Here is a 24300-nt window from a genome sequence, read left to right as displayed (position 1 = left end):
CGCGGTCGCCACCTGGCACCCGAGCCCCCTGGAGGCGGTGAAGATGCCAGCGATCGTGCTCCTCGGTGCTCAGTGGGGCGACGAGGGCAAGGGCAAGGTTACCGACCTGCTGGGTGAGCGGGTCGACTACGTCGTGCGCTACTCGGGCGGCAACAACGCCGGCCACACCGTGATCACGCCCGACGGCCAGAAGTACGCCCTGCACCTGATGCCGTCCGGCGCGCTCTCGCCGAGCGCGATGATCGTGATCGGCAACGGCGTGGTGGTCGATCCGAAGGTGCTGCTCGGTGAGATCGACGGTCTCGCCGAGCGGGGTGTCGACGTCTCCCGCCTGCGGATCTCCGGCGACGCTCACCTGATCATGCCGCACCACCGGGCGCTGGACCGGGTGGTCGAGCGGTACCTCGGCTCGTCCCGGATCGGCACCACCGGCCGGGGCATCGGCCCGGCGTACGGCGACAAGGTCGCCCGGATGGGCATCCGCCTCCAGGACCTGCTCGACCCGGGCATCCTGCGCAAGAAGCTCGAACTGGCGCTGCGCGAGAAGAACCAGATCCTGTTCAAGGTCTACAACCGCAAGGCGATCGACGTCGAGGCCACCGTCGAGGAGTACCTGGCCTACGCCGAGCGGCTCCGCCCGTACATCGCCGAGACCCGGGTGATGCTCTGGGACGCCCTGGACCGGGGCGAGACGGTGCTGCTGGAGGGTGCCCAGGCCACCATGCTCGACATGGACCACGGCACGTACCCCTTCGTGACCTCGTCGAACCCGACGGCCGGTGGGGCGTGCGTCGGGGCCGGCATCCCGCCCACCGCGATCAACAAGGTGATCGCGGTCAGCAAGGCGTACACCACCCGGGTCGGTTCCGGGCCGTTCCCGACCGAACTCTTCGACGACAACGGTCAGCACCTGCGGAAGGTCGGTCACGAGTACGGCACCACCACCGGCCGGGAACGCCGCTGCGGCTGGTTCGACGCGGTGGTCGCCCGGTACGCCTGCCGCCTGAACGGGGTCACCGACCTGGTCGTCACCAAGTTGGACGTGCTCACCGGCCTGCCCAAGGTGCCGATCTGCGTCGGGTACGACATCAACGGCAAGCGGTTCGACGACATGCCGATGACGCAGACCGACTTCCACCACGCGACTCCGGTCTACGAGGAGCTCGACGGCTGGTGGGAGGACATCACCAAGGCCCGGACCGAGGACGAGTTGCCGGAGAACGCCCGCCGCTACATCGCCCGCATCGAGGAGCTGTGCGGCACCCGGGTCAGCGTGGTCGGCGTCGGCCCCGGCCGCGAGGAGAACGTGCACCGCCACCCGCTCCTGCCCTGACCTCCACCGGGTTCCGGAGTTGTCCACAGGGCGGGGCGGGTTGTCCACAGGGTGTGGGTAGCGTGGCCGGCGGTGCAACCACCCTGTCGACCGGGCGGGCGGTGGCGGGAACTGAGACCGACGTCCCGGTGCACCTCATGATCAACAGCCGTGGGGTGGGGATCGGTAGGATCGGGGCCCGTGCGGGTACTTCTGGTGGGATCGGGTGGACGGGAACACGCGCTGGCGCTCGGGCTGGCGGCTGATCCGTCCGTCGAACGACTGATCGCGGCACCGGGCAATCCGGGGATCGCGGGTGTGGCGGAGCTTCGGCAGGTCGACACCGCGGATCCGGCGGCGGTGTCCGGGCTGGCCGTCGAGGAGGGCGTCGACCTGGTGGTGATCGGGCCGGAGGCCCCCCTGGTCGCCGGGGTCGCCGACGCGGTCCGCGCCACGGGGGTCGCCTGCTTCGGGCCGTCCGCCGAGGCCGCCCGGCTGGAGGGGTCGAAGGCGTTCGCCAAGGACGTGATGACCGCCGCCGGGGTGCCCACCGCCCGTGCGTACACCTGCACCGACGAGGCGGGCACCGCTCGGGCGCTGGACGAGTTCGGGGCGCCGTACGTGGTGAAGAACGACGGGCTGGCCGCCGGCAAGGGTGTGGTGGTCACCGACGACCGGGCCGCCGCGCTCGCCCACGCCGCCGAGTGCGGGCGGGTGGTGGTGGAGGAGTACCTCGCCGGGCCCGAGGTGTCCCTCTTCGTGGTGACCGACGGCGAGGCGGCGGTGCCGCTGCTGCCGGCGCAGGACTTCAAGCGGGTCGGTGACGGCGACACCGGGCCGAACACCGGCGGCATGGGTGCGTACGCTCCGCTGGCCTGGGCCCCGCCCGGCCTGGTCGACCAGGTGATGCGGGAGGTGGTGTACCCGACGCTGGCGGAGATGCGCCACCGGGGCACCCCGTTCGCCGGTCTCCTCTACGTCGGGCTGGCGATCACCACCGCCGGGCCCCGCGTGATCGAGTTCAACGCCCGGTTCGGCGACCCGGAGACCCAGGTCGTGCTCGCCCTGCTGGAGTCGCCCCTCGGCGGGCTGCTGCACGCGGCGGCCACCGGCACGCTCGCCGCGCATCCGCCGCTGCGCTGGCGCGACGGCGCCGCGGTGACCGTGGTGCTGGCCGCCGCGAACTACCCCGGCCCGCCACGTACCGGCGACGTGATCACCGGCGCGGAGCGGCCCGGCGTCATCCACGCCGGCACCGCCCGCCGGGCCGCCGACGGCGCGTTGCTCTCCGCCGGCGGTCGGGTCCTCTGCGGTACGGCCACCGGTCCGGACCTGGCCGCCGCCCGGGACGCCGCGTACGCGCTGGTCGACGGGGTGGACCTGCCCGGCTCGCACCACCGGCGGGACATCGCCGACGCGGCGGTACGCGGGGCCGTCACCCTGCCGGCCTGACCGGCGGCACCCCGTCAGGACGGCGCTCTCGCCGTCTGCCGGGAGGTCCGGTCACCCGGCTCTCCCGGTGCGGGTGACTGCGATCGGTCACCGGGGGCGGACCATCCGGTCCATCAGGTTGACGGTGGCCCGCTCGACCCGTTCGTCGCGGTGTTCGGCCCGATCCAGGGCCATCGTCCAGAACAGCGTGCCGGCGGCGAAGACCAGGCCACCCTGCGGCGTCTCGTAGAGGTGGGTGTTCTGCACCCGCTGCAACCCGGAGCGCGTCCGGTACCGGCCGGTGCCGAGGGTGACGCCGGTGACCCCGGTGGGCCTCGGGTGCCCGGGGACGACGCCGTCGGCCTCCCCGCCGACCAGGCCGGGGATCCGGTCGCCGTCGGCCACGCCGCTGCCGGCCCAGAACCAGTGCTGGGCCGAGGCGACCACCAGCGGCTGCGGGGTGGCCACGATGCCGTTGTACTGGATCCCGAGCAGCCCCTGCTCGGCGTGCGTGCCGTCCCGGGCGACGTGGCGCCAGTAGGTCGTCGGTCCGGCGGCGTCCACGCCCGGGTCCGGTGACGTCTTGTAACAGGTGACCAGCCGCTCGGGTCGCCCGTCGGCGGAGGAGCCGAGCCGGATGTGCCAGTAGACGCTGTTCGCGGCGAGGAAGGCCAGACTGGTTCCGGCCGCCACCGCGCGTTCCGCCGCGACCCGCATCGGTCTGGACCAGTACTCGTCGTGGCCGCAGAACACCACGCCCCGGTGCCGGGTCAGGTCGAGCCGACCGCTGTGCAGGTCCTCGGTGGTGGCGTACGTCAGGTCGTAGCCCCGCCGTTCCGCCCAGCGGATGAAGTCGTGGTCGCGGTCGAGGTGCTTGGGCCAGCCCTCGCCCGCGTACGGGCGGTCGTACGAGACGTCGAAGGCCCGCCGTTGGTAGTCCAGCGCCCCGTCGCGGTAGCCGTAGTAGAGACTCCGGCCGGTCGTGCCGTCCATCGGCCACTGGTTGTACGCCTGGTACGTGGTGAACGGCAGCACCACGCAGAGCGTCGCGGCCCGGCGGTCGTCGCGTACCACGAAGGGGGCGTACCCGCGCCAGCCCCTGGCCGAGGTGAAGATCGCCTGGTAGAGCCCGGAGGTCCAGTCGTCGGGGATGCGCAGCGTCCAGGAGACCGGCCAGCGGCAGACCAGCGCCCCGGTCACCGGGTCGGGGGCGGGCACCGGCTGCGGCCCGCCGGTCAGCTCGGGGCTGGTCAGTAGCTCCCGGGCACCGGCCTCGCCGTACCAGCCGAGTCGGACGACCGTGATCCGGTACGCCCCGGCCGGGGCGACCGCGACGTGGAAGTCGATGGTCTGACCGTGGGCGACACTGGTCGCCGAGGCGTACCCCTGGATCTGCCGGCGACGGTCGTCGACGCCCGGCCGCCGGCTGTCGGGAGGTGGCCAGGTGTGGCCGGAAGCCTGGTTCTCCCGGACGACCGGGACGGAACCGGGGGCCGGGTCCGCACCGGTGGAGGTCGGCACGGAGCCGGTGGAGATCGGGGCCGGCGAGCCGAGCCGCCCCGCGACGACCCGTCGGTCGCCGGAGGCCGTGGGCCAGAGAGCACCGGCGGTCGCTGCGGAGGCGCCGAAGGCGAGCAGGCCGAGGGCACGACGGCGACGAACTCCTGCCATGGCAGCTCCTGGACATCACGGACGAGGAGGAAGGCGACCGAAGGTACCACTGTGGACGGAGCGCGCGGACGCTCAGTCGAGATGACGACGAAGTTCCCGGGTCACGACCTTGCCGGTGGCGTTCCGGGGCAGGGCCGCGACGAAGCTCACGTCCCGGGGTACGGAGAACCGGGCGAGATGGTGTCGAACGTACTCGCGTACCGCCTCCGGGTCGAGGGACTCGCCGGGGTGCAGGCTGAGGAAGGCCGCGAGACGTTGACCGTACGTGTCGTCGGGAACGCCGATCACCGCGACCTCGCGCACCTGCGGGAGGCGGGCGAGCAGCTGCTCCACCTCGGACGGGAAGACGTTCTCCCCACCGGAGACGATCATGTCGTCGGCGCGGCCGTCGACGAAGAGCAGCCCCTCGGTGTCGAGTCGCCCGAGGTCACCGGTGTCCAGCAGGCCGTCGTGGGGGGCCCGGCCGGCGCCCGAGGTGTACCCCTCGAAGAGCATCTCGTTGCCGACGAGGATCCGTCCCACCCGGCCCGGCGCCACCGGCTGCCCGGCCCCGTCGACGATCGCCACCCGGGTGCCGTGCGGCGGGCGGCCTGCGGTGGCCGGGTGGGCGCGCAGGTCGGCGGGGGTGGCGATGGAGGCCCAGGAGACCTCGGTGGAGCCGTACAGGTTGTAGAGGACGTCGCCGTAGCTGTCCATGAAGGCGTGGGACACCGCGCCGGGCAGCGCCGAGCCGCTCACCGCCACCACCCGCAGCGGTGGACGGGGCCGTGGCGGCGGGACCTCCAGCAGCCGTTGCACCATCACCGGTACGGCGAACAGCGCGTCGCAGCGCTGGCCGGTCAGGGCGGCCACCGTGGCGGCCGGGTCGAACCGGCGGTGCAGCACGATGGTGGCCCGCAGCGCGAAGGACACCTGGAGCGCGGCGTACCCCCAGGTGTGGAAGAGCGGCGCGGCGATCAGGACGCGGTCGTGGACCCGTAGCGGGATCCGGTCGATGATCGACACCAGTGGCCCGAAGCCGCTCGGGGTGGGGCGTCGGGCTCCCTTCGGCGCGCCGGTGGTGCCGGAGGTCAGCACGATGGTCCGCCCGCCCCGGGCCGGCGGGACGAGGGTGTCCGGCGTCGCCCCGGCGACCAGGTCGGCGAGCCCGCGCTCGTCCACCCGCTGCGCCCCGCGGCCGGCGAGGGCATGATCGGCTTCTCCGGCGGTGGCCAGGTCGGGGATCCGGTCGGCGAACTCGTCGTCGTGCACCAGCACCCGTAACCGCTGCTCCTCGGCGACGGTGGCCAGCTGACCGGCGGAGAGCCCGGTGTTGACCAGGACGGCGTCCGCGCCGAGCAGGGTGGTCGCCACCATCGCCTCGACCAGGCCGGTGTGGTTGCGGCAGAGCAGCCCCACCCGGTCCCCGCCGCGCACCCCGAGCCCCGACCGCAGCCCCCGGGCCAGCCGCTCGGACCGGTCGAGCAGGGTCGCGTAGCTGGTGCCGGTGCCGTGCTCGTCGACGACCGCGATCCGCTCCGGATCCCGGGCGGCGGCCTGGCGCAGCTCGCCGGCGAGGCTGAAGCCCCACCGGCGAAGCGCGTTGAGCTGGGCGGCGACCCGGACCGGGCCGCCGGGGGCGAGCAGCCCTCGCCGGGCCAGCGTGGCGATGACGAACGGCAGACCCATCCCGGCTCCCCTTCCGCGCTGCGCTCTACCGCCTGCCCTGCCCGCGACGTCGAGGTGGTCAGCGGACCTGGACGCCGGAGATGGCTCGGGCGATCACCAGTCGCTGGATCTCCGACGTGCCCTCGAAGATGGTGTAGATCTTGGCGTCCCGGTACCAGCGTTCGACGGGATGGTCACGGAGGAACCCGGCCCCGCCGAGCAGTTGCACCGCCTTCTCGGTGACCGCGACGGCCACCTCGCCCGCCTTCAGCTTGGACATCGAGCCCTCCCCGGCGGCGAACGGCTTGTCGTTTCGCCCCATCCAGGACGCCCGCCACACCAGCAGCCGGGCCGCGTCGATCTCCATCTTCATGTCGGCCAGCGCGAAGGCGACCGCCTGGTTCTCGATGATCGGCCGGCCGAACTGGATCCGGGTCCTCGCGTAGTCGAGGGCGTACTCGTAGGCGGCCCGAGCCACCCCGATCGCCTGCGCGCCGACCGTGGGGCGGGAGAGCTCGAACGTGCGCATCGCCGCCTGGCCGGAGGCGCGCTGGCCGGAACGGGCCCGGTCGAGGCGGTCGCGCAGGGCGTCCCGCCCGCCGAGCAGGCAGCGGCCGGGCACGCGTACCTCGTCGAGGAAGACGTCGGCGGTGTGCGACGCGCGTAGCCCGAGCTTGCGCAGCTTGCGGGTGGCGTGCAGCCCCGGCGTGCCCGGTGGCACGACGAACGCCGCCTGCCCGCGCGAGCCCAGCGTGGGGTCGACCGACGCGGTGACCACGTGCACGGCGGCGATCCCGCCGTTGGTGGCGTACGCCTTCTGCCCGCGTAGCACCCACTCGTCGCGGGCCTCGTCGTAGGTGGCCCGGGTGCGCATCGCGCCGACGTCGGAGCCGGCCTCGGGTTCGGTGGAGCAGAACGCGGCGACGGCCGGGGACTCCGGGTCGCCGAAGCACTGGGGCACCCACTCGACGAGTTGGTCCGGGGTGCCGGAGCCGTAGATGGCGGCGACTGCGAGGGAGGTGCCGAAGATGCTCAGCCCGATGCCGGCGTCACCCCAGAAGAGTTCCTCGCTGGCGATCGGGAGGGAGAGGCCGGTGGGGTCGCCGAAGCAGGTGACGAGGAACTCGAAGCCGTAGAGCCCGACCTTCGCCGCCTCCTGGATGACCGGCCACGGGGTCTCCTCCCGCTCGTCCCATTCGGCTGCGGCCGGGCGCACGACCTCGGCGGCGAAGCCGTGCACCCAGTCGCGGAGATCCCGCTGTTCCTCGTTCAGGTCGAGCGAGAACTCGGACATGTCAGCCCTTGGGGATGTCGAACAGGTTGGGGATGTTGGCGGCCAGGCCCAGGTCGCCCTTTGCCTTGAGCTTGCCGGTCATGAACATCATGGCCGGGTTGGCCGCACCGGCGACGATCTTGAGGAACTCGACCGGACCGAGGGTCAGGGCCAGCTTCGGCTCCCGCTCGGGGGTGGAGTTGACCGTGCAGGTGCCGTTCTCGATGACGACCTCGTAGGTGTCGGAGCCGCCGTCCGGCCGTCCGGTGATGTTCCAGTGCAGCACCGCGTTGGTGGAGCCGGCCTTCTCGGCGCGGAACAGCGACGGCATCCGGCTGAACACCTCGTCGAGGACCGTGCCCCGTAGGTCGCTCGACATCACCTCGGCGATCTTCTTGTCCGGGGTGGACTTGACGAGCTTGGCGAACTCCTTGGGGCCGTACGAGGAAAAGGTGGCCGGATCGAAGTCAGTCATGGAAAACCTTCCGGACGTCGTGAGCCGTCCCACCGCGCGGGTTCCGCGTCGGTCCGGGCGCACGGGTAGATTTGCCTACTCTAGCGTAACCTTACGCACGAGTAGGTATGCTCGCAAGGTGTCCAGCCCTCCCGCGTTCCGCCGTCTCCCGCGCGCCGTCCGTGAGCAGCAGATGCTCGACGCGGCCGTCCGCGCCTTCTCCCGCCGCGGCTTCCACGCCGCCAGCATGGACGAGATCGCCGAGGACGCCGGCATATCGAAGCCGATGGTCTACGCGTACCTGGGGACGAAGGAAGCGTTGTTCGTCGCCTGCCTGCACCGGGAGGGCACCCGCATGGTGGAGGCGATCGCCGGGGCCGCCGCCCCCGACCTGCCGGCCGACGAGCGGCTCTGGCGGGGACTGCGGGCGTTCTTCGGGTTCGTCGGCGCGCACCGGGACGGCTGGGTGGTGCTCTACCGGCAGGCGCGGGGCGAGCAGCCGTTCGCCGGGGAGCTGGCCGCGATGCGCAGCCGGATGGTCGAGGTGGTCGCCGGCATGCTCGACCACGCCCTGCTCGCCCGGGGGCGCGAGGTCCGCGAGACCGACCTGGAGGTGATCGCGTACGCGCTGGTCGGCGCGACCGAGTCGCTGGCCGACTGGCTCGCCGACCATCCCGAGGCCGACCCGGCGAAGACCGCCACCCGGATGATGAACATCGCCTGGCTCGGCGCGGACCAGCTCCTGCGCGGCGAGACCTGGCGTTCGCCCGCCGACTGAGGGCTACCGGGCAGCCGGGACGGGCCGGTCGCCCACCCCGGCTGGGCGCGGCCGTGCCGTCCCGGCCGGCGACGACCGCTCCGGCCACGCCCGGCCGCCGTCGGCCGGCGACGACCGCCCCGGTCCGGCCGGCCACGCCCGGCTGCCGTCGGCCGACACCGGCCGCTTGTCCTCGGCGGTGGGGCCGTGCGAGGTGAGCACCACCGGGGCGCCGAGCGCGTCGGCGACGCCCGCCGCCCAGTCGCCGGGTGCCGGGTCGTACACCGGGCGGGCGGCCAGCAGACGCCCGGTGAGCGCGGCCTGCCGGTCCAGGTCGCCGGGAGGACCGACCGGCAGTCGGTCCAGCCCGTCGTAGCGGCGGCAGATCCGCAGCGGCCGGTCGGTGAGATCGAGGTGGGTGAGGGCCAGCCCGTCCACCCCACCGGCCACCTCCAGGGCGTACCGGTGGGCGACCGCGTCGAAGTGACCGAACCGGAAGCGGCCCTGCCACGGGTTGCTCGGGTTGCGCGGGTCGGTCAGCGGCAACGCCCGGTCCTCGGTGACCAGCGGACCCGGCCCGTGCCGGGTGGTGACCGTCCGCAGCACGCCCAGCCGTCGGGCGGTCCCGGCCAGGCCCGCCTCGGCGAGCAGCGCCTCCGCGTTGGCGAAGGTGGTGGTGCTCCACGTCGTGTACGGGTGGAAGCCGTGCCACTCGTCTAGCAGCACCCCCTGCGCCCCCTCGAAGACGCAGGTGCCCGCCCGCAGCACCCCGGCCAGGTGGGACCGGTCGACCACCGCCACCCGGTCGGCGAAGCCGGTGAACGCGGGCAGGCAGTCGGCGACCGGTGGCGCGTCCAGCGGGCCCAGCTCGGCGGTCAGCCGGTCGCGCAGCCGGGTCAGCCGGTGCCGCAGCAGCTCCGGGTCGTGGCAGTCGGCCACCCGGGGGGCGTCGTCGGGGTGGGCGAGACCGTACGCGACCGTCTCGCCCACCCCCAGCCCGCAGGAGCCGTGCCGGTCGGCTCCCCGGGCCAGTTCCCGGGCCCGGTTGGCGGCCCGGTGGTACGGCGTGGCGAGCAGCGCCTCGCCGTCGACGGTGAGCCGGTCGAGGGCGTCCGGTACCCCGACCGAGGTGAGATGGTCGGCCTCGGCGGCCAGTGCCAGCGGGTCCACCACCACGTGCCGGGACAGGTGGGTCCGCACGCCGGGACGGAACGTACCTGCCCCGAACTGCGCGAACGTGTGCTGCCGGCCGTCGGCGAGCACCACGTTGTGCGCCGCCTGCGCGCCCCCGTTGAACCGGACGACCGTGTGCACCGGCCGGGTCGCGCAGAGCCAGTCCACGACGGTGCCCTTGCCGGCGTCGCCGTAGCCGAGGTCGACCACCATCACGTGGTTCACAGCCGGGTGACCCCTCCGGTCGCGCCGCCGCGCGGGACGGGCAGGGCCGAGGTGGTGGGCAGTGCCGAAACCACCGTGCGCCGGCCGCCGCCCATCCGGGCCAGCGCCTTGGACACCGTGCCGGTGGCCGCCGACCCGTGCCGGTCCAGGTCGCGCAGGCCCTCGTCGAGGTCGATCGCCTCCTCGCCGAGCCCGACGGTGAGCGCGATGGTCTCGCAGACCGCGTCCAGGTCGTCCAACTCGATGGCGTTCTGCCCGAGCAGGTCGCGCCAGAAGTCGAGCACCTTCCGGTTACCGGAGTAGTGGCTGCCGGCCGGGAGGAGGTAGTAGGTGTCCCAGCGCCGGGTCACCTCGTCGACGATCTGACGTACCGGCACGTCCTCGCCCAGGTCGTCACCGACCACCCGGGACACCTCGCGGCGCTTGACCTTCCCGTACGCCAGCTCGTCGCCGATGATGAAGAGGTAGCCGCGCCGGCCGCGCTTCTCCCACGAGTCGGTGACCGTGTGCCGGGCCATGAAGTACATGGCCAGCTCGTACGACTCCATCATCTGACCGCCCCCACCGCCCTCCAGCACGATCCTGCCGAGGTGGTCGTCCATCCGGTTGTCCGACTCGAACTGCCCGACCTGCAACGGCACCCGGTCACAGGTGGCGTCGCCGATCGCGCCGAACATGACCTGCGGGTCGCGGGCGTAGCCCTGGCGCAGCAGCAGCCCGAGCAGTTGCGGCAGCTTGGCCTGGAGGGCGCGCGGCACGTGTCCCATCGAGCCGGTCACGTCGAAGAGGACCGCGATGGGGGTCGACTGCGGGTGCTCGGTCGAGTCGCGGCTCTCCCGGGTGGCCCCGCGCGGGTCGAGGTCGGGGTGCACGGTGCGGGCCCCGCTGTCGCTGTAGGAGAAGGCGCTCGTCCCGGTGGCCTTCCGGTACCGCTTGGCGGCGTCGTACACGTCGGTGGACCAGATTCCGCTGCCCATGGCAGCCTCCCTAGGGGTTGAGGGTGAAGGGTCGGAAGGTGCGCGGCCCGTAGAGCCGCTCCAGCACCTCGTCGAGTTCGTCGAGCAGTCGCCAGGCGTCGTCCGGCCGGGCCCGCAGGAACCGGTGCCGGCAACCGTTGGCGAAGGCGAGCAGCTCACGGGGGGCACGGCCCCCCATCAGCCAGGTCATGCAGCCGGCGGCCATCGCGATGTCGCTGCCCGGCCCGCAGGGTTGCCTCGTGGTGACCTCCTGCGGGTACCACTCCTCGTGGCCGGGCACGAGCGCCGGGACGGCGGTGTCCGGCTCCGCCGAGAAGCACCAGTCGACCAGCACCACGCCGTGCGCGTCCGGCTCGATCAACACGTGTCGAGGGAGCACCGCGCCGTGCACCACGCCGGCCCGGTGGGCCAGGCCGATGGCGACCAGCAGCCGCCGCCACATCCAGGCCGCGTCCCGGCCGTCCAGCCCGTCCGGGTACGCCCGGCGCACCTCCTCCAGGCTGTGCAGATTCGGGACGGCGGCCAGCACGTTGATCCGCCGCTCCGCGCCGGTGGCCGCGTCCCGGTGCCGGAACGAGTCGACCAGCCGGGGCACGTACGGCAGGTGGCGCGGGTCGCCCCGCTCCTCGATGGTCCGCAGGGCGTGCGCCTCGCGGGCCAGCAGATCGTTGTCGGCCGGATCGCGGGGCAGCTTGAGCAGCCGGTCCGTGCCGACGTCGTACAGGTCGGCCAGGTCGCCGGAGTACGCCAGCCGCCCCAGCCGGTAGTCGCCGAGCCGGATCCCCGAGCCCCGGGTGGCCGCCCGCCAACGGTCGGTGACCTGCATGAACGCGTCGGTGGCGGCGGCGCGTATCCGGTCGTCGGTCGCGCCGAGCCGGTCCGGGTGCAGGGCCGCGACCAGCGTGCGGTACCGGTGGGCCGGGGCGTCGGTGCCGAACAAGTCGTCGTCGCTGCGCGCCGCCGCGACCAGGCGGATCGCCTCCTCCGTCCTCACCGGATCTCCTCCTCCCGGGCGGGGCGCAGCAGCGCCGGGTGGAGCAGCCGGGCGTCACCGGCCCGGTAGAGCTTCGCGCGCGGCCCGCCCCGGGCCCCGCCGCGTTCGGTGCTCGCGCCGGTGCTCTCCACGAAGCCCGGTACGGAGAGCACCTTGCGGTGGAAGTTGCCGGCGTGCAGCGACTGGCCCCAGACCGTCTCGTAGACGCCGCGCAGCTCGCTGATGGTGAACTCGGCGTCGAGGAAGCGGGTGGCCAGCGGGGTGTACTCCAGCTTGGCGCGGGCCCGTTCCAGCCCCTCGTCGACGATCCGGGCGTGGTCGAAGGCGAGCTGCCGGTTGCCGAGCGCGTCCACCGGCAGCCAGGCCGCCTCGGCGGCGTCGCTGGCGGCGACCGGGTCGGGCAGGTCGGGGGCGAACGCCAGGTGGGCGATCGAGACGACCCGCATCCGGGGATCCCGCCCCGGGTCGCCGTAGCTGCCGAGCTGTTCCAGGTGGACGCGGTGCATCCGGTCGTCGCCGAGGCCGGTTTCCTCGGCCAGTTCCCGCCGCGCGCCGGTGGCCAGGTTCTCGTCCGGTTGGACGAAGCCGCCGGGCAGCGCCCAGTGCCCGGCGTACGGCGGCTGGCCGCGGCGGACCAGCAGCAGGTGCAGGGCACCCTCGCGGATGGTCAGCGCGACCACGTCCACGGTCACCGCCACCGCCGGGTACGCCGAGGGGTCGTACCCGGCCAGGAACTCCTGCTCGTCCACGTGTCTGTCGCTCTCAATCGGAGAATAACTCGAACTGAGAACAACTTACCGCGCGACTGCCCGGCTGTCGAGCCCTGGAATGACATCCCGCCAACCGCAACTGTGTTGTAGCCCACTGCGATGGCAGGATGTGCGATTATCGCACTATGGCTGGGGACCAGGACTGGCGTCGGATCGGCGAACAGGTACGGCAAGCGCGTCTGTCGATGGGCAGATCCCAGCAGGAACTCGCCGACGAGGTGGGCCTCGATCGGACGATGCTGGTCAAGGTCGAGGCCGGCAACCGGCGTCTGGACGGGCTGGAGCTGGCCCAGCTGTCCCGCGTGCTCAAGGTGTCGATGGAGTATCTGATCGAACCGCAACCTGCGGTGCTGTCCCGTCGGGCAGCGGTACTGAGTGAGGAGACCGACACCGAGGCGGCCCGTTCGACTGAGCGCTTGGAGATCGCGCTGGTCGAATGGTTGCGCAACGTGCAGCAACTCGTCGGTCTCGGCGTGCTGCGTCCGGCCCCGCTACTCCGCTACCCGGCAAGCGTGACGTCGGAACAGGACGCGCGGCAGGCGGCCCGATGGCTGCGGCAGCAACTGGGCCTCGGTGACGAGCCGATCGGCAGCCTGATGGACATCTGTACCTGTGCCGGTCAGTGGGTGCTGGTGACCGACCTGCCCGGCGACGGCGCGTCGCTGATCGACGCGGAGCTCGCCGTCGCCGTCGTGAGCACGAAGGGCGACCCCGGTCGCCGGCGAGCCACCGCTGCGCACGAGCTGGGTCATCTGATCATTGGTGACGAGTATTCCAGCGATCTGGGCGTGAGTACCTCTCGCGCGGACCGGGAGGCGGCGATCGACGCCTTCGCGGCGGAGCTGCTGCTACCCGCTGACGCACTGGCCGCCCGGAACGCCGGTTCGATGACCCGGACCGAGCTGATCGGCTATGCCGCCCGGTACCGCACCTCCTGGTTGCTGGCACTGCGGCAGGCCGAGCGGGCAGGGACGGTCGATGCGGCGACCCGGAAGGCGTGGAGCCATCCCCGGCCCACCCACGCCGAGTTCATGGAGGCTGTGGGGTGGGTGCCGCAGCCTGATCTCGCATCGGTGCGGGTACCGCCTCTGTACGCGCAGGCAGTGATGGACGCCTGGCGGGCGAACCAGATCACCCGGGTCAGAGCGATAGAACTGATGCACGGCCAGCTCACGGAGGCAGATTTACCAGAAGAGGACGACCTGGAGATCGCACCGTGAGCCTGTCGGCAGGAGCGACCGACGTTCTTGTGCTCGACACGATGATTCTGCACCACTTCACGCTCGCCGACCGGTTGGACGTGCTCCAGGACCTGTTGCTGGAGGCCGATTGCTGGACGACGCAGGTGGTGGTCGAGGAGTTGCGGGTGAGCGCAGTGAGCCGTTCCGAGTTGACTGCCGCCTGCGAGGTCGACTGGCTGCGTAAGGCGCAGCTGGACACCCTTGACGAAGTCCGGTGCTTCACCAGGTGGGCCGCCCGACTCGGTGCCGGGGAACGCAATCTCGGCGAGGCGTCCGTCCTGGCCGCCGCTGAGTTACGGCAGGGCGTGGCGATCACGGACGACGGAGACGCGAGGAGAGTGGCCCGCGCTCACGGTGCGAGGGTGCACGGCACGATCTGGCTTCTCGCTGCGTCGTGCCAGAAGGGCAAGCAGACCGAGACAGCGGCTGGCAACCTCATCGACGCCCTCCGGGCCACAGACGCCCGGCTCCCCTGCTCCGGCGCCGACTTCCCGACCTACGCCCGCAGGCACGATCTGCTGTAGATCGTTGTCGAGCCCTGACTCCGTGTGGACCGGAGGGCTGATCCGGTCAGGTGACCTGGCCGACCAGGTGGGGGCGGCCGGTACGGGCGTCGTGCAGGAAGAAGCCGCCGTCGGGGGTGGTGCTGAAATTGACCGTCGACGGCAGCGGGACCGGCAGCTTGAACGCCACCTCCACCGTGTACGCCGCCGGCAGGCGGGACGCCAGCGCGGCCAGGCAGCGGGCTTTGCTCCACATGCCGTGCGCGATCGGACGCGGGTAACCGAGCAGCCGTGCGCCCAGCCGCGAGGTGTGGATCGGGTTGTGGTCCCCGGAGACCCGGGCGTAGTCCCGGCCCACCCGCGGACCGACCCGCCACCGGACCGGTCCGGTGGGAGCCGGTGCCCACTCGCCCTGCTTCCGCTGGCCGCCGGTCGCCGACCGCTCCCGACCGAGGTACGTCGACACGCCCCGCCACACCTCCGCCCCGTCCACCGAGGCGACCAGCACCACGTCGAGCTGTCGGCCGCGTGGGTGCGGACGCAGGTTCTCCGCGTACGTGGTGAAGTCGAGCGTCTCGCCCGCGTCGACCGGGCGGTGCACGGTGATCCGGTTGCCCACGTGCACCACCCCGGCCAGCGGGATCGGGAAGGCCGGATCGCTGATCAGGCGCAACGCCAGCGGGAAGCCCAGGACGTGCGGGTACGTCCCGGGCAACTCGTCGGTCAGCCGGAACCCGCAGACCCGGTCGTAGTCCGCCAGGTGCGCCCGGTCCACGGTGACGCCCTGGACGCTCAGCGCAACGTCCGGCAGCTCACCGGAGCGCCGGCCGCCCACCCCGGGCAGCGCGCCGAGCACCGCCCGCCGGTAGAGCGGCCCTGACGCGGGCAGCTGCGGCAGCTCGATCTCCCGCCTGCCCATCACGCCCCCAGCAGGCTCTGGCCGCAGACCCGGACCACGTTGCCGGTGACCGCGCCGGAGGCGGGCCAGGACAGCCAGCCGATGGTCTCTGCGACGTCCACCGGCAGGCCGCCCTGGGACATGCTGTTCATCCGGCGGCCCGCCTCGCGCAGCGCCAGCGGGATCCGGGCGGTCAACCGGGTCTCGATGAACCCGGGGGCCACCGCGTTGACGCTGATCCCCCGGTCGGCCAGCGCCGGGGCGAGCGAGTCGACCAGCCCGATCACGCCGGCCTTGCTGGTGGCGTAGTTGGTCTGGCCCCGGTTGCCGGCGATCCCGGCGATCGACGAGACCGAGACGATCCGGCCACCGCGCGGGATCAGGTCCCGCTCCAGCAGTACGTCGTTGATCCGCTCCTGGCTGGAGAGGTTGACGTCGATCACCTGGTCCCACCGGTCGGTGTTCATCCGGGCGATGGTCCGGTCCCGGGTGATGCCGGCGTTGTGCACCACCACGTCCACCCGGCCGTGCCGGGCGGCGAGGTGGTCGGCGAGGCGGGCGGCGGCGTTCGGCGCGGTCAGGTCGAGCTGTACGGCGCTGCCGCCGACCTCGTTGGCGACGGCGGCCAGCTCGTCCCCGGCCTCCGGGATGTCCAGCACCGCCACCTGCGCGCCGTCGCGCGCCAGCACCCGGGCGAGCGCCGCGCCGATGCCCCGGGCCGCGCCGGTGACCAGGACGACCTGCCCGTCCAGCGGCCGGTCCCAGTCGGTCGGGGCGGTGGCCGGGCCGGTGCCGACCCGGATGACCTGCCCGGAGACGTACGCCGAGCGCCCGGAGAGCAGGAACCGCAGGGTCGCCTCCAGGCTGGTCTCCGTGCCGGCGTCCCCGTCGGCGGTGACGTACACCAGTTGCGCGGTGACGCCCCGGCCGAACTCCTTGCCGATGCTGCGGGTCAGCCCTTCGAGGGCCCGCTGGGCGGTCGCCTCGCGCGGGGTGGCGCACTGCGCGGGTGGGGTGCCGAGCACCACCACCCGCCCGCTGGCGTGCAGCGACCGGGCGTACGGGTGGAAGAAGTCGTAGAGCTGCCGCAGGCCGGTCGAGTCGGTGATGCCGGTGGCGTCGTACACCAGGGCCCCGAAGCGGGTGTCGGCGGACGCGGCGGCCTGGTCACCCCCGGCGGCCGGGTCGGCGACGGTCGGCTCGACCCCGGCGGTGCGGAGGATCCGGCCGACCGGCTCGACGAGGCGGCCCCCGGTCGCGGCACCGAGCAGGGCGGGGCCGGTCAGCAGCGGGTCGCCGGGGCGGTGCCGGCGCAGGCGGGGCGGATCGGGCAGTCCGAGGCGCTTGACCAGCGCGCGGCCGGCCGCCGATTGGACGAAGCTCGCGTACCTGTCGGTCATAGGCGTAGCCTACTGGTGAGTAGGGTTGGGGCAAGTGTTTCGAGGAGGCGGGATCGTGCAGAGCATCCGACGGGTCGCGGTGATCGGCGGGAACCGGATCCCCTTCGCCCGGTCCAACTCGCGCTACGCGAACGCGTCCAACGCCGACATGCTCGGCGCGGCGCTGGACGGGCTGGTCGCCCGGTTCGGCCTGGCCGGGCAGCGGCTCGGCGAGGTGGTCGCCGGGGCGGTGCTCAAGCACTCCCGGGACTTCAACCTGACCCGGGAGGTGGTGCTCGGCTCGAAGCTCGACCCGCACACCCCCGCGTACGACATCCAGCAGGCGTGCGGCACCGGGCTGGAGGCCGCCATCCTGGTCGCCAACAAGATCGCCCTCGGGCAGATCGACGTCGGCGTGGCGGGCGGGGTGGACACCACCTCCGACGCCCCGCTCGCCGTCAACGAGGAGATGCGGCGCACCCTGCTCCAGCTCAACTCGGCCCGCACCCTCGGCCAGCGGCTGAGGATCGCCGCCAGGCTCCGCCCGCACCAGCCCTTCAGGCCGGAGATCCCGCGCAACGCGGAACCCCGTACCGGGCTGTCGATGGGCGAGCACGCCGCCCGCACCGCCCTGCGCTGGGGCGTCGACCGGCAGGCCCAGGACGAGTTGGCGCTCCGCTCGCACCAGCGGCTCGCCGCCGCGTACGACCGGGGGTTCTTCGACGACCTGGTCACGCCGTACCTGGGGCTGACCCGCGACCAGAACCTCCGCCCGGACTCCACCCTGGAGAAGCTCGGCGGCCTGAAGCCGGTCTTCGGCACCCGGGGCGCGGACGGCGGGCTGGCCACCATGACCGCCGGGAACTCCTCCCCGCTCACCGACGGCGCGTCCACCGTGCTGCTGGCCAGCGAGGAGTGGGCCCGGGAGCGGAGCCTGCCGGTGCTCGCCTGGTTCACCTGGTCGCAGACGGCGGCGGTGGACTTCGTGACCGGTGACGAGGGGCTGCTGATGGCCCCCGCGTACGCGGTGCCCCGGATGCTCGCCCGTGCCGGGCTGACGTTGCAGGACTTCGACTACTACGAGATCCACGAGGCGTTCGCCTCGCAGGTGCTGGCCACCCTCGCCGCCTGGGAGTCGCCGGAGTTCTGCAAGGAACGGCTGGGCCTGGACGCGCCGCTCGGCACGATCGACCGGGACCGGCTCAACGTCAACGGTTCGTCGCTGGCGGCCGGGCACCCGTTCGCCGCGACCGGTGGCCGGATCGTCGCCACGCTGGCGAAACTGCTCGCCGAGAAGGGCGGTGGCCGGGGGCTGATCTCGATCTGCGCGGCCGGCGGCCAGGGCGTCACCGCCATCCTGGAGCGCTGACCGACGCACTCGTGATGCGTGGAGTGCTGGCGTACGCCGCACCCCCCTGATCACCCGGCGGCCCGGGACGTCGCTCCGCCTTTCAGGCGCAAAAGGTGCAAAACCCGACGATCAGCCACGGAATTCCCGACGATGGGTACATCTGACCCGTCATTCCGGGAGGTGCCCCCGTGGCGATCGACCGTCGACTCCTGGCGCTCCTTGCCGGCGTCACCCTCGTCCTACTGCCCCTGCCCGCCCAGTCGGCAGCCGGGGCGCCGGAGCACGCGGCGGTCACGCCGGCCGCTCCGCCCGACGCCGGCGGCGACGACGACCAGCGTCCCCGTCCACCGGCCGGCCGGCGCGGCGAGCAGCAACCGGCACGAGCCGACGGGGAACAGCCGCCCGCCTCACCCTGCCGGCCGGGTACGCCCCCCGTCGCGCCACCCACCACCACCTACTACGGGGGCAACCCGCTCCTCGGCCCGTCGCGCGCCCCGACGGCCGACCCGGTCGGGCCGCTGCTCGCCGGCTACCAGCGCTTCGGCGCGCTCGCCCGGCAGGACTTCCTCGACCAGTACGCCAACGCCGCCCAGGACGCCTACGTCTACCCGCCCGCCGGTGGCTTCGTCGTCGCCCCGGACGGCCGCCCGGTGAAGGTCGCGCAGACCCTGCTCCCCGGCTACCGGCTGGATCGGTTCGGCTTCCCCGGCGGCGGCTACCTCGCCCCCCTCGGCACGCCGTTCGGCTCCCGCGCGCTCCCGCCGTCGAACCTGAACACCCCGGAGAAGGCGCCGCTGGCCAACTACCACGTGTACTGCGTGCTCAAGGCGTTCACCGTCGACTCCGGGCCGACCGCGCCCTGGTTCGCCCAGCCCGGTATGGGCACCCAGTACAAACTGGAGCGTCGTCACCTGCCGGCGGCCGGCGCGCAGCTCAGCGTCACCTGGCTGATCCAGCACGGATATCTGGTGGAGGAGGACCTGACCGCCACGTCCGGCCGCCGGTGCGACGCCGCGACCGGCGTCACCACCTGCTGAGCGGCGTACGGTCACCCTGCCGGCGGCTGTCGTCGTGCTGCCGGGGCTGTGGTCGCGACCGAGGACGGGAGACAACCGGTGGATCGGCGCGAGCTGCGCAACGTCCTGCTGCACACCGGGCTCTCCCCGGAGGCCTTCGAACTCGAGGACGTCCACGAACACGTGCCGCTCCCACCGGACTTCTGGTTCCTGCGCCGGGCATCCGACGGTCGGTGGGAGATCGGCCTCTACGAGCGCGGCGTGCACGACGTCCGCGAGACCCACGACACCGAGGATGCCGCCTGCCGTGCCCTCCACCACGCCCTGACCGGCCGCCCCGCCCCCGGGTGAGAGCGGGCCGCGTGGTTCGTGGCGGCGGACGGGCCGCAGCGGGGCCGTCTGCCACCACGGTCGAGGCAACCCGGGGGACGGGACCTTCCGTCTCCTGGGCATGACGGCGACAAAGGGCTCCGCGCGGTGATGCGCGCGGACGAGGAGGAGTACCGGCAGTTCGTGGGGGCCCGACTGGAGCAACTACGCCGGACGGCGTACCTGCTCTGCCGGGACTGGCATACCGCCGACGACCTGGTCTCGATCACCTTCGGCAAGCTCTACCGCCACTGGCGGCGGGTCCGCGCGGCGGAGAACATCGACGCGTACGTGCGCGGTGTGCTCACCAACGCCTGGCTGGACGAACGTCGGCGGCCGTGGCGGCGCGAGTGGAGCGTGGACGAGGTCCCGGAGGACGTGGACCCGAACCCGTCCGAGCCCACGCTCGCCGACCGGGAGATGCTGCTCGACCTGCTCGGGCAGCTTCCCGCCCGGCGCAGGGCGGTGGTCGTCCTGCGCTTCTACTGCGACCTGTCGGTCGAGGAGACCGCCGGAATTCTCGGCATCAGCACCGGCACGGTCAAGAGCCAGGCCGCGCGCGGCCTCGACGCGCTGCGCGCCCTGGCCACCAACCCGGCCGGACGACCCAGGGGGGAGTGGGCATGAGCTACCGACAGGCACTCGACGAGGCGATCGGACAGCCGCCGGTTTCGACTGTCGACATCGACCGGATCATCTCCGGACAACGGCGGGCCCGGAAACTGCGGATCTGGGGAACCAGCGGAGCCGGCGCGGCGGCTGTCCTGGCGGTGACCCTCACCGCGGGCCTGCTGGGAGGGCCGGAGCCGTCGCCCACCCCACCGGCCGCGCCGCCGTCCCCGTCCCCGTCGGTCCCGCCGGTCCCGTCGCATCCGCCGGCTCCGAAGATCACCACCGTGGCCGGCAGCGAGGCGGACTGGCAGCGCCTGGAGGCGGCCGTGGAGGCCTCGCTCAAGCGGGTCGCGCCGGGCATCAGGTGGCCGAAGTCGACCGCGCCCGACATGGAACGGCCGGGCTGGCAGGCGGAACGGGGCGGCTGGACCACCCTGGACCAGTTCTCGGTCAGCGGCGACGTCGCCGCCGACGGAAAGCGCGGTCACCTGCTACTCGTGGTCAGGCGGCAGGGCCTGCTCGGCTTCCACTCGGGCCGCTGCGAGCGGGAGCTGACGAAGGTCAAGACCGAGTGCACCGAGATGGCCGGCCCGGCAGGCTCACGGATCAGGATCAGCAGCCGGAACATGGGGAGCCGGGTCACCCCGCCCCGTGAGGTGCAGGTGTTGCGGGCCGACAACTCGGCGCTGCACCTGGTCCTGCAGGGGCACACGACGCCGGGGCCGCTGCCGTTCACCGTCGAGCAGATGCTCACCATCGCCACCGATCCGACCCTGAACCTCGGCACGCTGCCGCCCGGCGTCGAGATGCCGGTGCAGACGCTGCCGCCGAGCGTGCCGGCCGACCCGGCCCAGCAGGAACGGCTCGACAAGGCGGTCTTCGCCGCGCTGCGAGCCCAGCTCCCGGACGTCACGTCGGATGGATCGAAGCCACTGGAAGAAGGGTGGACGGGTAACGGTGGCGACAACAACCGCGACAACTACTGGGGCCAGGCCAACCTCACGACCGGAGGGACCCGCGGCCTCTTCTCGGTACAGATCTGGCGCAAGCCACCCGACTCCGCCAGCCTGACCTGCGGTAAGCCGACGGGCAACTACAGCTGCCGAATCGGCACCGGCCCGAACGGCGAGCAGTACCGGTTCGTCACCAACCTCGCCGGACGGGGCAACACCCCCCGCACAGGGGAGCGGATGATCGACGTGCGACGCCCGGACGGTTCCCGGCTGCACGTCAGCCACTCCAGTGGCGGTCCCGGGCCGACCTTCGCGCTGACCGAGCAACAGCAACTGGCCGTCGCGCTCAGTCCGACGCTCACCCTCACCGCCCGGTGACGACGGCCCGTGCTGGCGGTCGACTGAGGCGGCAGCCCCTGCGAGGTCGGGGTCAGCGGAACGGACCTGGTGCTGCGACGCTGTCATGGGAACGGGCTGTGGTCCACACTGGAGCCTGCGCCGCACCTGCTGTGGTAGAAGCGGTTGCCCGCCGCAGAGACCGCTAGGAGAACATGTCTCGATCGCCCCGTCTCGGACTCCTCCGCGAGCCCGACTTCCGCCGCTTCTTCGCCGCGACCGTGGCCGGCCAGCTGGCCGACCGGTTCGTGTTCCTCGCGCTGCCGCTGGTGGCGATCGTCTGGCTGGAAGCGGACGAGTTCGAGGTCGGTGTGCTGACGGCAATGACGACGGCCGGATCGTTGCTGATCGGGCTGCCGGCGGGCGCGTGGGTCGACCGTTGGCGCAAGCGCACGATCATGGTCAACACGGACCTGCTGCGGGCCGTGCTGCTGCTGCTCGTACCGCTTGCCTGGTGGGCGGACGCGCTGACGATCTGGCTGCTGTTCGCGGTGGCGCTCGCCCACGGCCTGCTGACCGTGCTGTTCGACGTCGGCTACACCAGCTACCTGCCGGCGCTGGTCGGCCGCGAGCACCTGGTCGAGGGCAACGCGAAGATCGCCGCGGTCCGCTCCGCCGTCAGCATCAGCGGCCCCGGCGTGGCCGGGCCGCTGGTCGCCTGGCTCGGCGCGCCCTTGACGCTGGTCGTGAGCTGCGCCGGAATGCTGCTGTCGGCGCTGGGCGTGCTGCGGATCCGTACGCCGGAACTGCGGCCACCGGGCGGCGCCTCCCGGCGCCTGGTGCGCGAGGTCGCGGAGGGGCTGCGTTTCGTGCTCGGCCACCCGCTGCTGCGGCCGATGCTGATCACGGACGGCATCTTCAGCCTCTTCCTCGTCACGTACCAGACGATGCTGTTGGTGTTCCTGTCCCGGCACCTGGGCCTGGGCTCGTTCGGCATCGGTCTGGTGCTGTCCGTGATGGCCTGCGGAGGGTTCACCGGGGCGCTGCTGGCCCGCCGCCTGATCGCCCGGATCGGGTCCGGACCTGCCGTCTGGCTGGCTCCGCTGTGCACGGCACCGTCCGCCGCGTTGATGCCGATGGCCCGGCCCGGCTGGCTGCTCTGGCTCGCCATGACCGGGCTGGCCCTGGTCTCCGCAGGCGGCGTGGTCCGACTGATCGCGCAGGTGGGCCTGCAACAGGCCGTCACACCGGACCGCCTCCTCGGCCGGATGAGCGCCACCGTCCGCTTCGTCCAGTGGGGCAGCATGCCGATCGCGGGCCTGCTCGGCGGCACGCTGGGTGGGCTGCTCGGCGCGCCGGCCGTGCTGTGGATCGGCGCGGCCGGGATGACCGTCGCGTTCCTGCCCGCGCTGCTCTCGCCGCTTCGGGCGACGCGCGAGCTTCCGGCCATGACGGCGGCCGGGTCGTCGGCGGCTGCGGCGAGCGGGTCGACTGCCGCACGGACCTAGGTCGCGTCGCACGGTCCGGGATGGTCGCCGTGGTGCGCGGCTGGCGAGGGTGCGGGTCAGCCCGGGGTGAGGAGGCAGAACTCGTTGCCCTCCGGGTCTGCGAGGACGCTCCACGGGACGTCGTTGCCCAGGTCGATGGGGGTGGCGCCGAGAGTCCGCAGTCTGGCCGCCTCGGCCGCCAGGTCGTCACCCGGGTATGGGCGGACGTCGAGATGGACGCGGTTCCACCCGGTCTTCACGTCCGGCGTGCGGAGGAACTGCAGGTACGGGCCGACGCCCTTGGCCGAGCGCAGTACCGCGTTGTGGTCGGTCACCCTGTGCACGGTCCAGTCCGTGGCCTGGCCCCAGAAGCGGGCCATGGCTCGCGGGTCCGCGCAGTCGACCACCACCGTGGCGATCGGTCCGGTGTCCTGGTAGAGCGAGTCCAGCACGCAGAACTCGTTGCCCTCCGGGTCGGCCATGACCGTCCACGGGACGTCGCCCTGCCCTACGTCGGCGAGCGTCGCGCCGAGATCCTTGAGGCGCGCCACCAGCTCCGCCTGGTGGGCCGCCGAGGTGGTGGCGAGGTCGAGGTGCACCCGGTTCTTCACCGTCTTGGGTTCCGGAGAGACGATGAGGTCGAGGCAGACGGCGACGGGGTCGGGGTAGACGAAGCCCTCGGGTTCGAGGTTGATCACGCCGGGCCCCTCGCTGGAAACCCCCCAGCCGAGCGCCTCCGCCCAGAAACCGCCCAGCGCGGATTCGTTCCGAGCCTTCATGTTGACCTGCACGAGCCGCGTTGCCATGTCGACGATGCTAGGGCCGGTCGGGCCGGCGGTGGGGCCCGGAGGGGAGCCCACCGGCGAGTCAGGGGCGCCGGCCACCGGTCCCCTCGCCGCCGTCGACGAGCGGCTGACCTATCCGGTGATAACCGGTGGTCCCGTCAGGCCGGGCCGTGCTGTGCTCCCCGCGACGTTCGTGGGAGGAGTGGCGCGTGGAGCTGGTGCGGATCGACCCGCAGACCGCCGGAGCGGTGGCGGGGTGGGCGTCCTCGGTCGAGGAGACCCGGCGGTGGTGTTCCCGGGACGAGGTAACCCCGGAGACGGTCGCCGGCTGGGCGGCCGATCCGGAGGTCGAGGCGTACGGGCTGGTGGAGGCGGGCGAGCTGGTCGGGTACGGCGAGCTGTGGCCGGAGGACGACGAGGTCGAGCTGGCCCGGCTGATCGTCGCCCCGGCGCACCGGGGCCGGGGCGTGGGCCGCCGGCTGGTCGCCGCGCTGACCGGCGAGGCGGTACGCCGGCAGCCGGCGGTCTTCATGCGTGTGCACCCCGCCAACACCCCCGCCCTGCGCTGCTACGCCGCCGCAGGGTTCCGCGAGGTGCCGCCGGAGCAGGCCGACGAGTGGAACCGGGGTCAGCCGGTGGCGTACACCTGGCTCCGCCACGGGCCCGCGGCCTGACCGCGGTCGTCG

At 72.9% G+C, this 24300-nt stretch carries 23 protein-coding genes; 12 read left to right on the top strand and 11 right to left on the bottom strand.

Annotation, left to right across the window (positions count from 1 at the left end):
• Positions 1 to 43: 43 nt before the first annotated feature.
• A complete protein-coding gene (locus tag AB0F58_RS04820) occupies positions 44 to 1333 on the top strand; it encodes an adenylosuccinate synthase (RefSeq protein ID WP_357137923.1) in 1290 nt (429 codons plus the stop codon).
• Positions 1334 to 1513: 180 nt separating this feature from the next.
• A complete protein-coding gene (gene purD / locus AB0F58_RS04815; protein WP_357137919.1) occupies positions 1514 to 2764 on the top strand; it encodes a phosphoribosylamine--glycine ligase in 1251 nt (416 codons plus the stop codon).
• 87 nt (positions 2765 to 2851) lie between these two features.
• Here purD and AB0F58_RS04810 read toward each other — a convergent pair whose 3' ends face one another.
• From AB0F58_RS04810 to AB0F58_RS04795, 4 genes are all read right to left on the bottom strand, one after another.
• Positions 2852 to 4414, bottom strand: a complete 1563-nt coding sequence (locus AB0F58_RS04810) for a N,N-dimethylformamidase beta subunit family domain-containing protein (RefSeq protein WP_357137916.1) — start codon at positions 4412 to 4414, stop codon at positions 2852 to 2854.
• Between the two features lie 72 nt (positions 4415 to 4486).
• The gene (locus tag AB0F58_RS04805; RefSeq protein ID WP_357137915.1) at positions 4487 to 6082 is read right to left on the bottom strand and encodes an AMP-binding protein; all 1596 of its coding nucleotides are present in this window, start codon (positions 6080 to 6082) and stop codon (positions 4487 to 4489) included.
• Between the two features lie 58 nt (positions 6083 to 6140).
• On the bottom strand, positions 6141 to 7355 hold the full coding sequence (locus AB0F58_RS04800; protein WP_357137912.1) for an acyl-CoA dehydrogenase family protein: 1215 nt from the start codon (positions 7353 to 7355) through the stop codon (positions 6141 to 6143).
• A 1-nt stretch (position 7356) separates the two neighbouring features.
• Positions 7357 to 7809 carry an SCP2 sterol-binding domain-containing protein gene (locus AB0F58_RS04795; protein ID WP_357137909.1) on the bottom strand — a complete coding sequence of 151 codons (453 nt, stop codon included), beginning with the start codon at positions 7807 to 7809 and terminating at the stop codon, positions 7357 to 7359.
• Positions 7810 to 7927: 118 nt separating this feature from the next.
• Here AB0F58_RS04795 and AB0F58_RS04790 point away from each other — a divergent pair, with 118 nt between their 5' ends.
• Positions 7928 to 8566 (top strand): TetR/AcrR family transcriptional regulator, encoded by a 639-nt coding sequence (locus AB0F58_RS04790; protein ID WP_357137906.1) that lies wholly within the window; start codon positions 7928 to 7930, stop codon positions 8564 to 8566.
• Between the two features lie 3 nt (positions 8567 to 8569).
• Here AB0F58_RS04790 and AB0F58_RS04785 read toward each other — a convergent pair whose 3' ends face one another.
• From AB0F58_RS04785 to AB0F58_RS04770, 4 genes are read right to left on the bottom strand one after another with little or no spacing between them, the layout of a single operon-like run.
• Positions 8570 to 9943 carry an adenylosuccinate synthetase gene (locus tag AB0F58_RS04785; RefSeq protein WP_357137903.1) on the bottom strand — a complete coding sequence of 458 codons (1374 nt, stop codon included), beginning with the start codon at positions 9941 to 9943 and terminating at the stop codon, positions 8570 to 8572.
• Positions 9940 to 10920, bottom strand: a complete 981-nt coding sequence (locus AB0F58_RS04780; RefSeq protein WP_357137900.1) for a hypothetical protein — start codon at positions 10918 to 10920, stop codon at positions 9940 to 9942. The genes AB0F58_RS04785 and AB0F58_RS04780 overlap by 4 nt, the downstream gene beginning before the upstream one ends.
• Before the next feature lie 10 nt (positions 10921 to 10930).
• On the bottom strand, positions 10931 to 11914 hold the full coding sequence (locus AB0F58_RS04775; protein WP_357137899.1) for a serine/threonine protein kinase: 984 nt from the start codon (positions 11912 to 11914) through the stop codon (positions 10931 to 10933).
• The gene (locus tag AB0F58_RS04770) at positions 11911 to 12663 is read right to left on the bottom strand and encodes an NUDIX domain-containing protein (RefSeq protein WP_357137896.1); all 753 of its coding nucleotides are present in this window, start codon (positions 12661 to 12663) and stop codon (positions 11911 to 11913) included. Before AB0F58_RS04770 ends, AB0F58_RS04775 begins: the two co-directional genes overlap by 4 nt.
• Positions 12664 to 12809: 146 nt before the next feature.
• On the opposite strand from AB0F58_RS04770, the gene AB0F58_RS04765 reads away from it, so the two are divergent.
• Together AB0F58_RS04765 and AB0F58_RS04760 are read left to right on the top strand one after the other, a co-directional pair.
• Positions 12810 to 13904 (top strand): helix-turn-helix transcriptional regulator, encoded by a 1095-nt coding sequence (locus AB0F58_RS04765; RefSeq protein WP_357137893.1) that lies wholly within the window; start codon positions 12810 to 12812, stop codon positions 13902 to 13904.
• Positions 13901 to 14449, top strand: a complete 549-nt coding sequence (locus AB0F58_RS04760; protein ID WP_357137890.1) for a hypothetical protein — start codon at positions 13901 to 13903, stop codon at positions 14447 to 14449. Before AB0F58_RS04765 ends, AB0F58_RS04760 begins: the two co-directional genes overlap by 4 nt.
• 46 nt (positions 14450 to 14495) lie before the next feature.
• Here AB0F58_RS04760 and AB0F58_RS04755 read toward each other — a convergent pair whose 3' ends face one another.
• Complete coding sequence (locus AB0F58_RS04755) at positions 14496 to 15347, bottom strand: MaoC/PaaZ C-terminal domain-containing protein (protein WP_357138714.1); 852 nt, start codon at positions 15345 to 15347, stop codon at positions 14496 to 14498.
• Positions 15347 to 16726, bottom strand: a complete 1380-nt coding sequence (locus AB0F58_RS04750; protein ID WP_357137887.1) for a 3-oxoacyl-ACP reductase — start codon at positions 16724 to 16726, stop codon at positions 15347 to 15349. The genes AB0F58_RS04755 and AB0F58_RS04750 overlap by 1 nt, the downstream gene beginning before the upstream one ends.
• A 55-nt stretch (positions 16727 to 16781) precedes the next feature.
• Between AB0F58_RS04750 and AB0F58_RS04745 the strand changes: the two genes are divergently transcribed.
• The 6 genes from AB0F58_RS04745 to AB0F58_RS04720 all read left to right on the top strand — a co-directional run bounded on the left by AB0F58_RS04745 (position 16782) and on the right by AB0F58_RS04720 (position 22850).
• Complete coding sequence (locus AB0F58_RS04745) at positions 16782 to 18074, top strand: acetyl-CoA C-acetyltransferase (protein WP_357137884.1); 1293 nt, start codon at positions 16782 to 16784, stop codon at positions 18072 to 18074.
• Positions 18075 to 18244: 170 nt separating this feature from the next.
• On the top strand, positions 18245 to 19093 hold the full coding sequence (locus AB0F58_RS04740; RefSeq protein WP_357137881.1) for a glycohydrolase toxin TNT-related protein: 849 nt from the start codon (positions 18245 to 18247) through the stop codon (positions 19091 to 19093).
• 78 nt (positions 19094 to 19171) lie between these two features.
• Entirely contained in the window at positions 19172 to 19423 is a 252-nt protein-coding gene (locus AB0F58_RS04735; RefSeq protein WP_357137878.1) for a hypothetical protein, read from the top strand.
• A gap of 129 nt (positions 19424 to 19552) precedes the next feature.
• On the top strand, positions 19553 to 20068 hold the full coding sequence (locus tag AB0F58_RS04730) for a SigE family RNA polymerase sigma factor (protein ID WP_357137876.1): 516 nt from the start codon (positions 19553 to 19555) through the stop codon (positions 20066 to 20068).
• Positions 20065 to 21384, top strand: coding sequence for a hypothetical protein (locus AB0F58_RS04725; protein WP_357137873.1), 1320 nt, complete (start codon positions 20065 to 20067; stop codon positions 21382 to 21384). Before AB0F58_RS04730 ends, AB0F58_RS04725 begins: the two co-directional genes overlap by 4 nt.
• 173 nt (positions 21385 to 21557) lie before the next feature.
• Entirely contained in the window at positions 21558 to 22850 is a 1293-nt protein-coding gene (locus AB0F58_RS04720; RefSeq protein WP_357137870.1) for an MFS transporter, read from the top strand.
• A gap of 56 nt (positions 22851 to 22906) precedes the next feature.
• Here the strand turns inward: AB0F58_RS04720 and AB0F58_RS04715 are convergent, their stop codons facing one another.
• Complete coding sequence (locus AB0F58_RS04715; protein WP_357137867.1) at positions 22907 to 23635, bottom strand: VOC family protein; 729 nt, start codon at positions 23633 to 23635, stop codon at positions 22907 to 22909.
• A gap of 188 nt (positions 23636 to 23823) precedes the next feature.
• Here AB0F58_RS04715 and AB0F58_RS04710 point away from each other — a divergent pair, with 188 nt between their 5' ends.
• Entirely contained in the window at positions 23824 to 24288 is a 465-nt protein-coding gene (locus tag AB0F58_RS04710; RefSeq protein WP_357137864.1) for a GNAT family N-acetyltransferase, read from the top strand.
• Positions 24289 to 24300: the final 12 nt, after the last annotated feature.

The sequence above is a fragment of the Micromonospora sp. NPDC023956 genome (assembly GCF_040639195.1).
In the GTDB taxonomy this organism is placed as follows: Bacteria; Actinomycetota; Actinomycetes; order Mycobacteriales; family Micromonosporaceae; genus Micromonospora.
The sequence above is the reverse complement of the archived record's forward strand: the minus strand, read 5'-3'. Positions and strand labels throughout refer to the sequence as shown.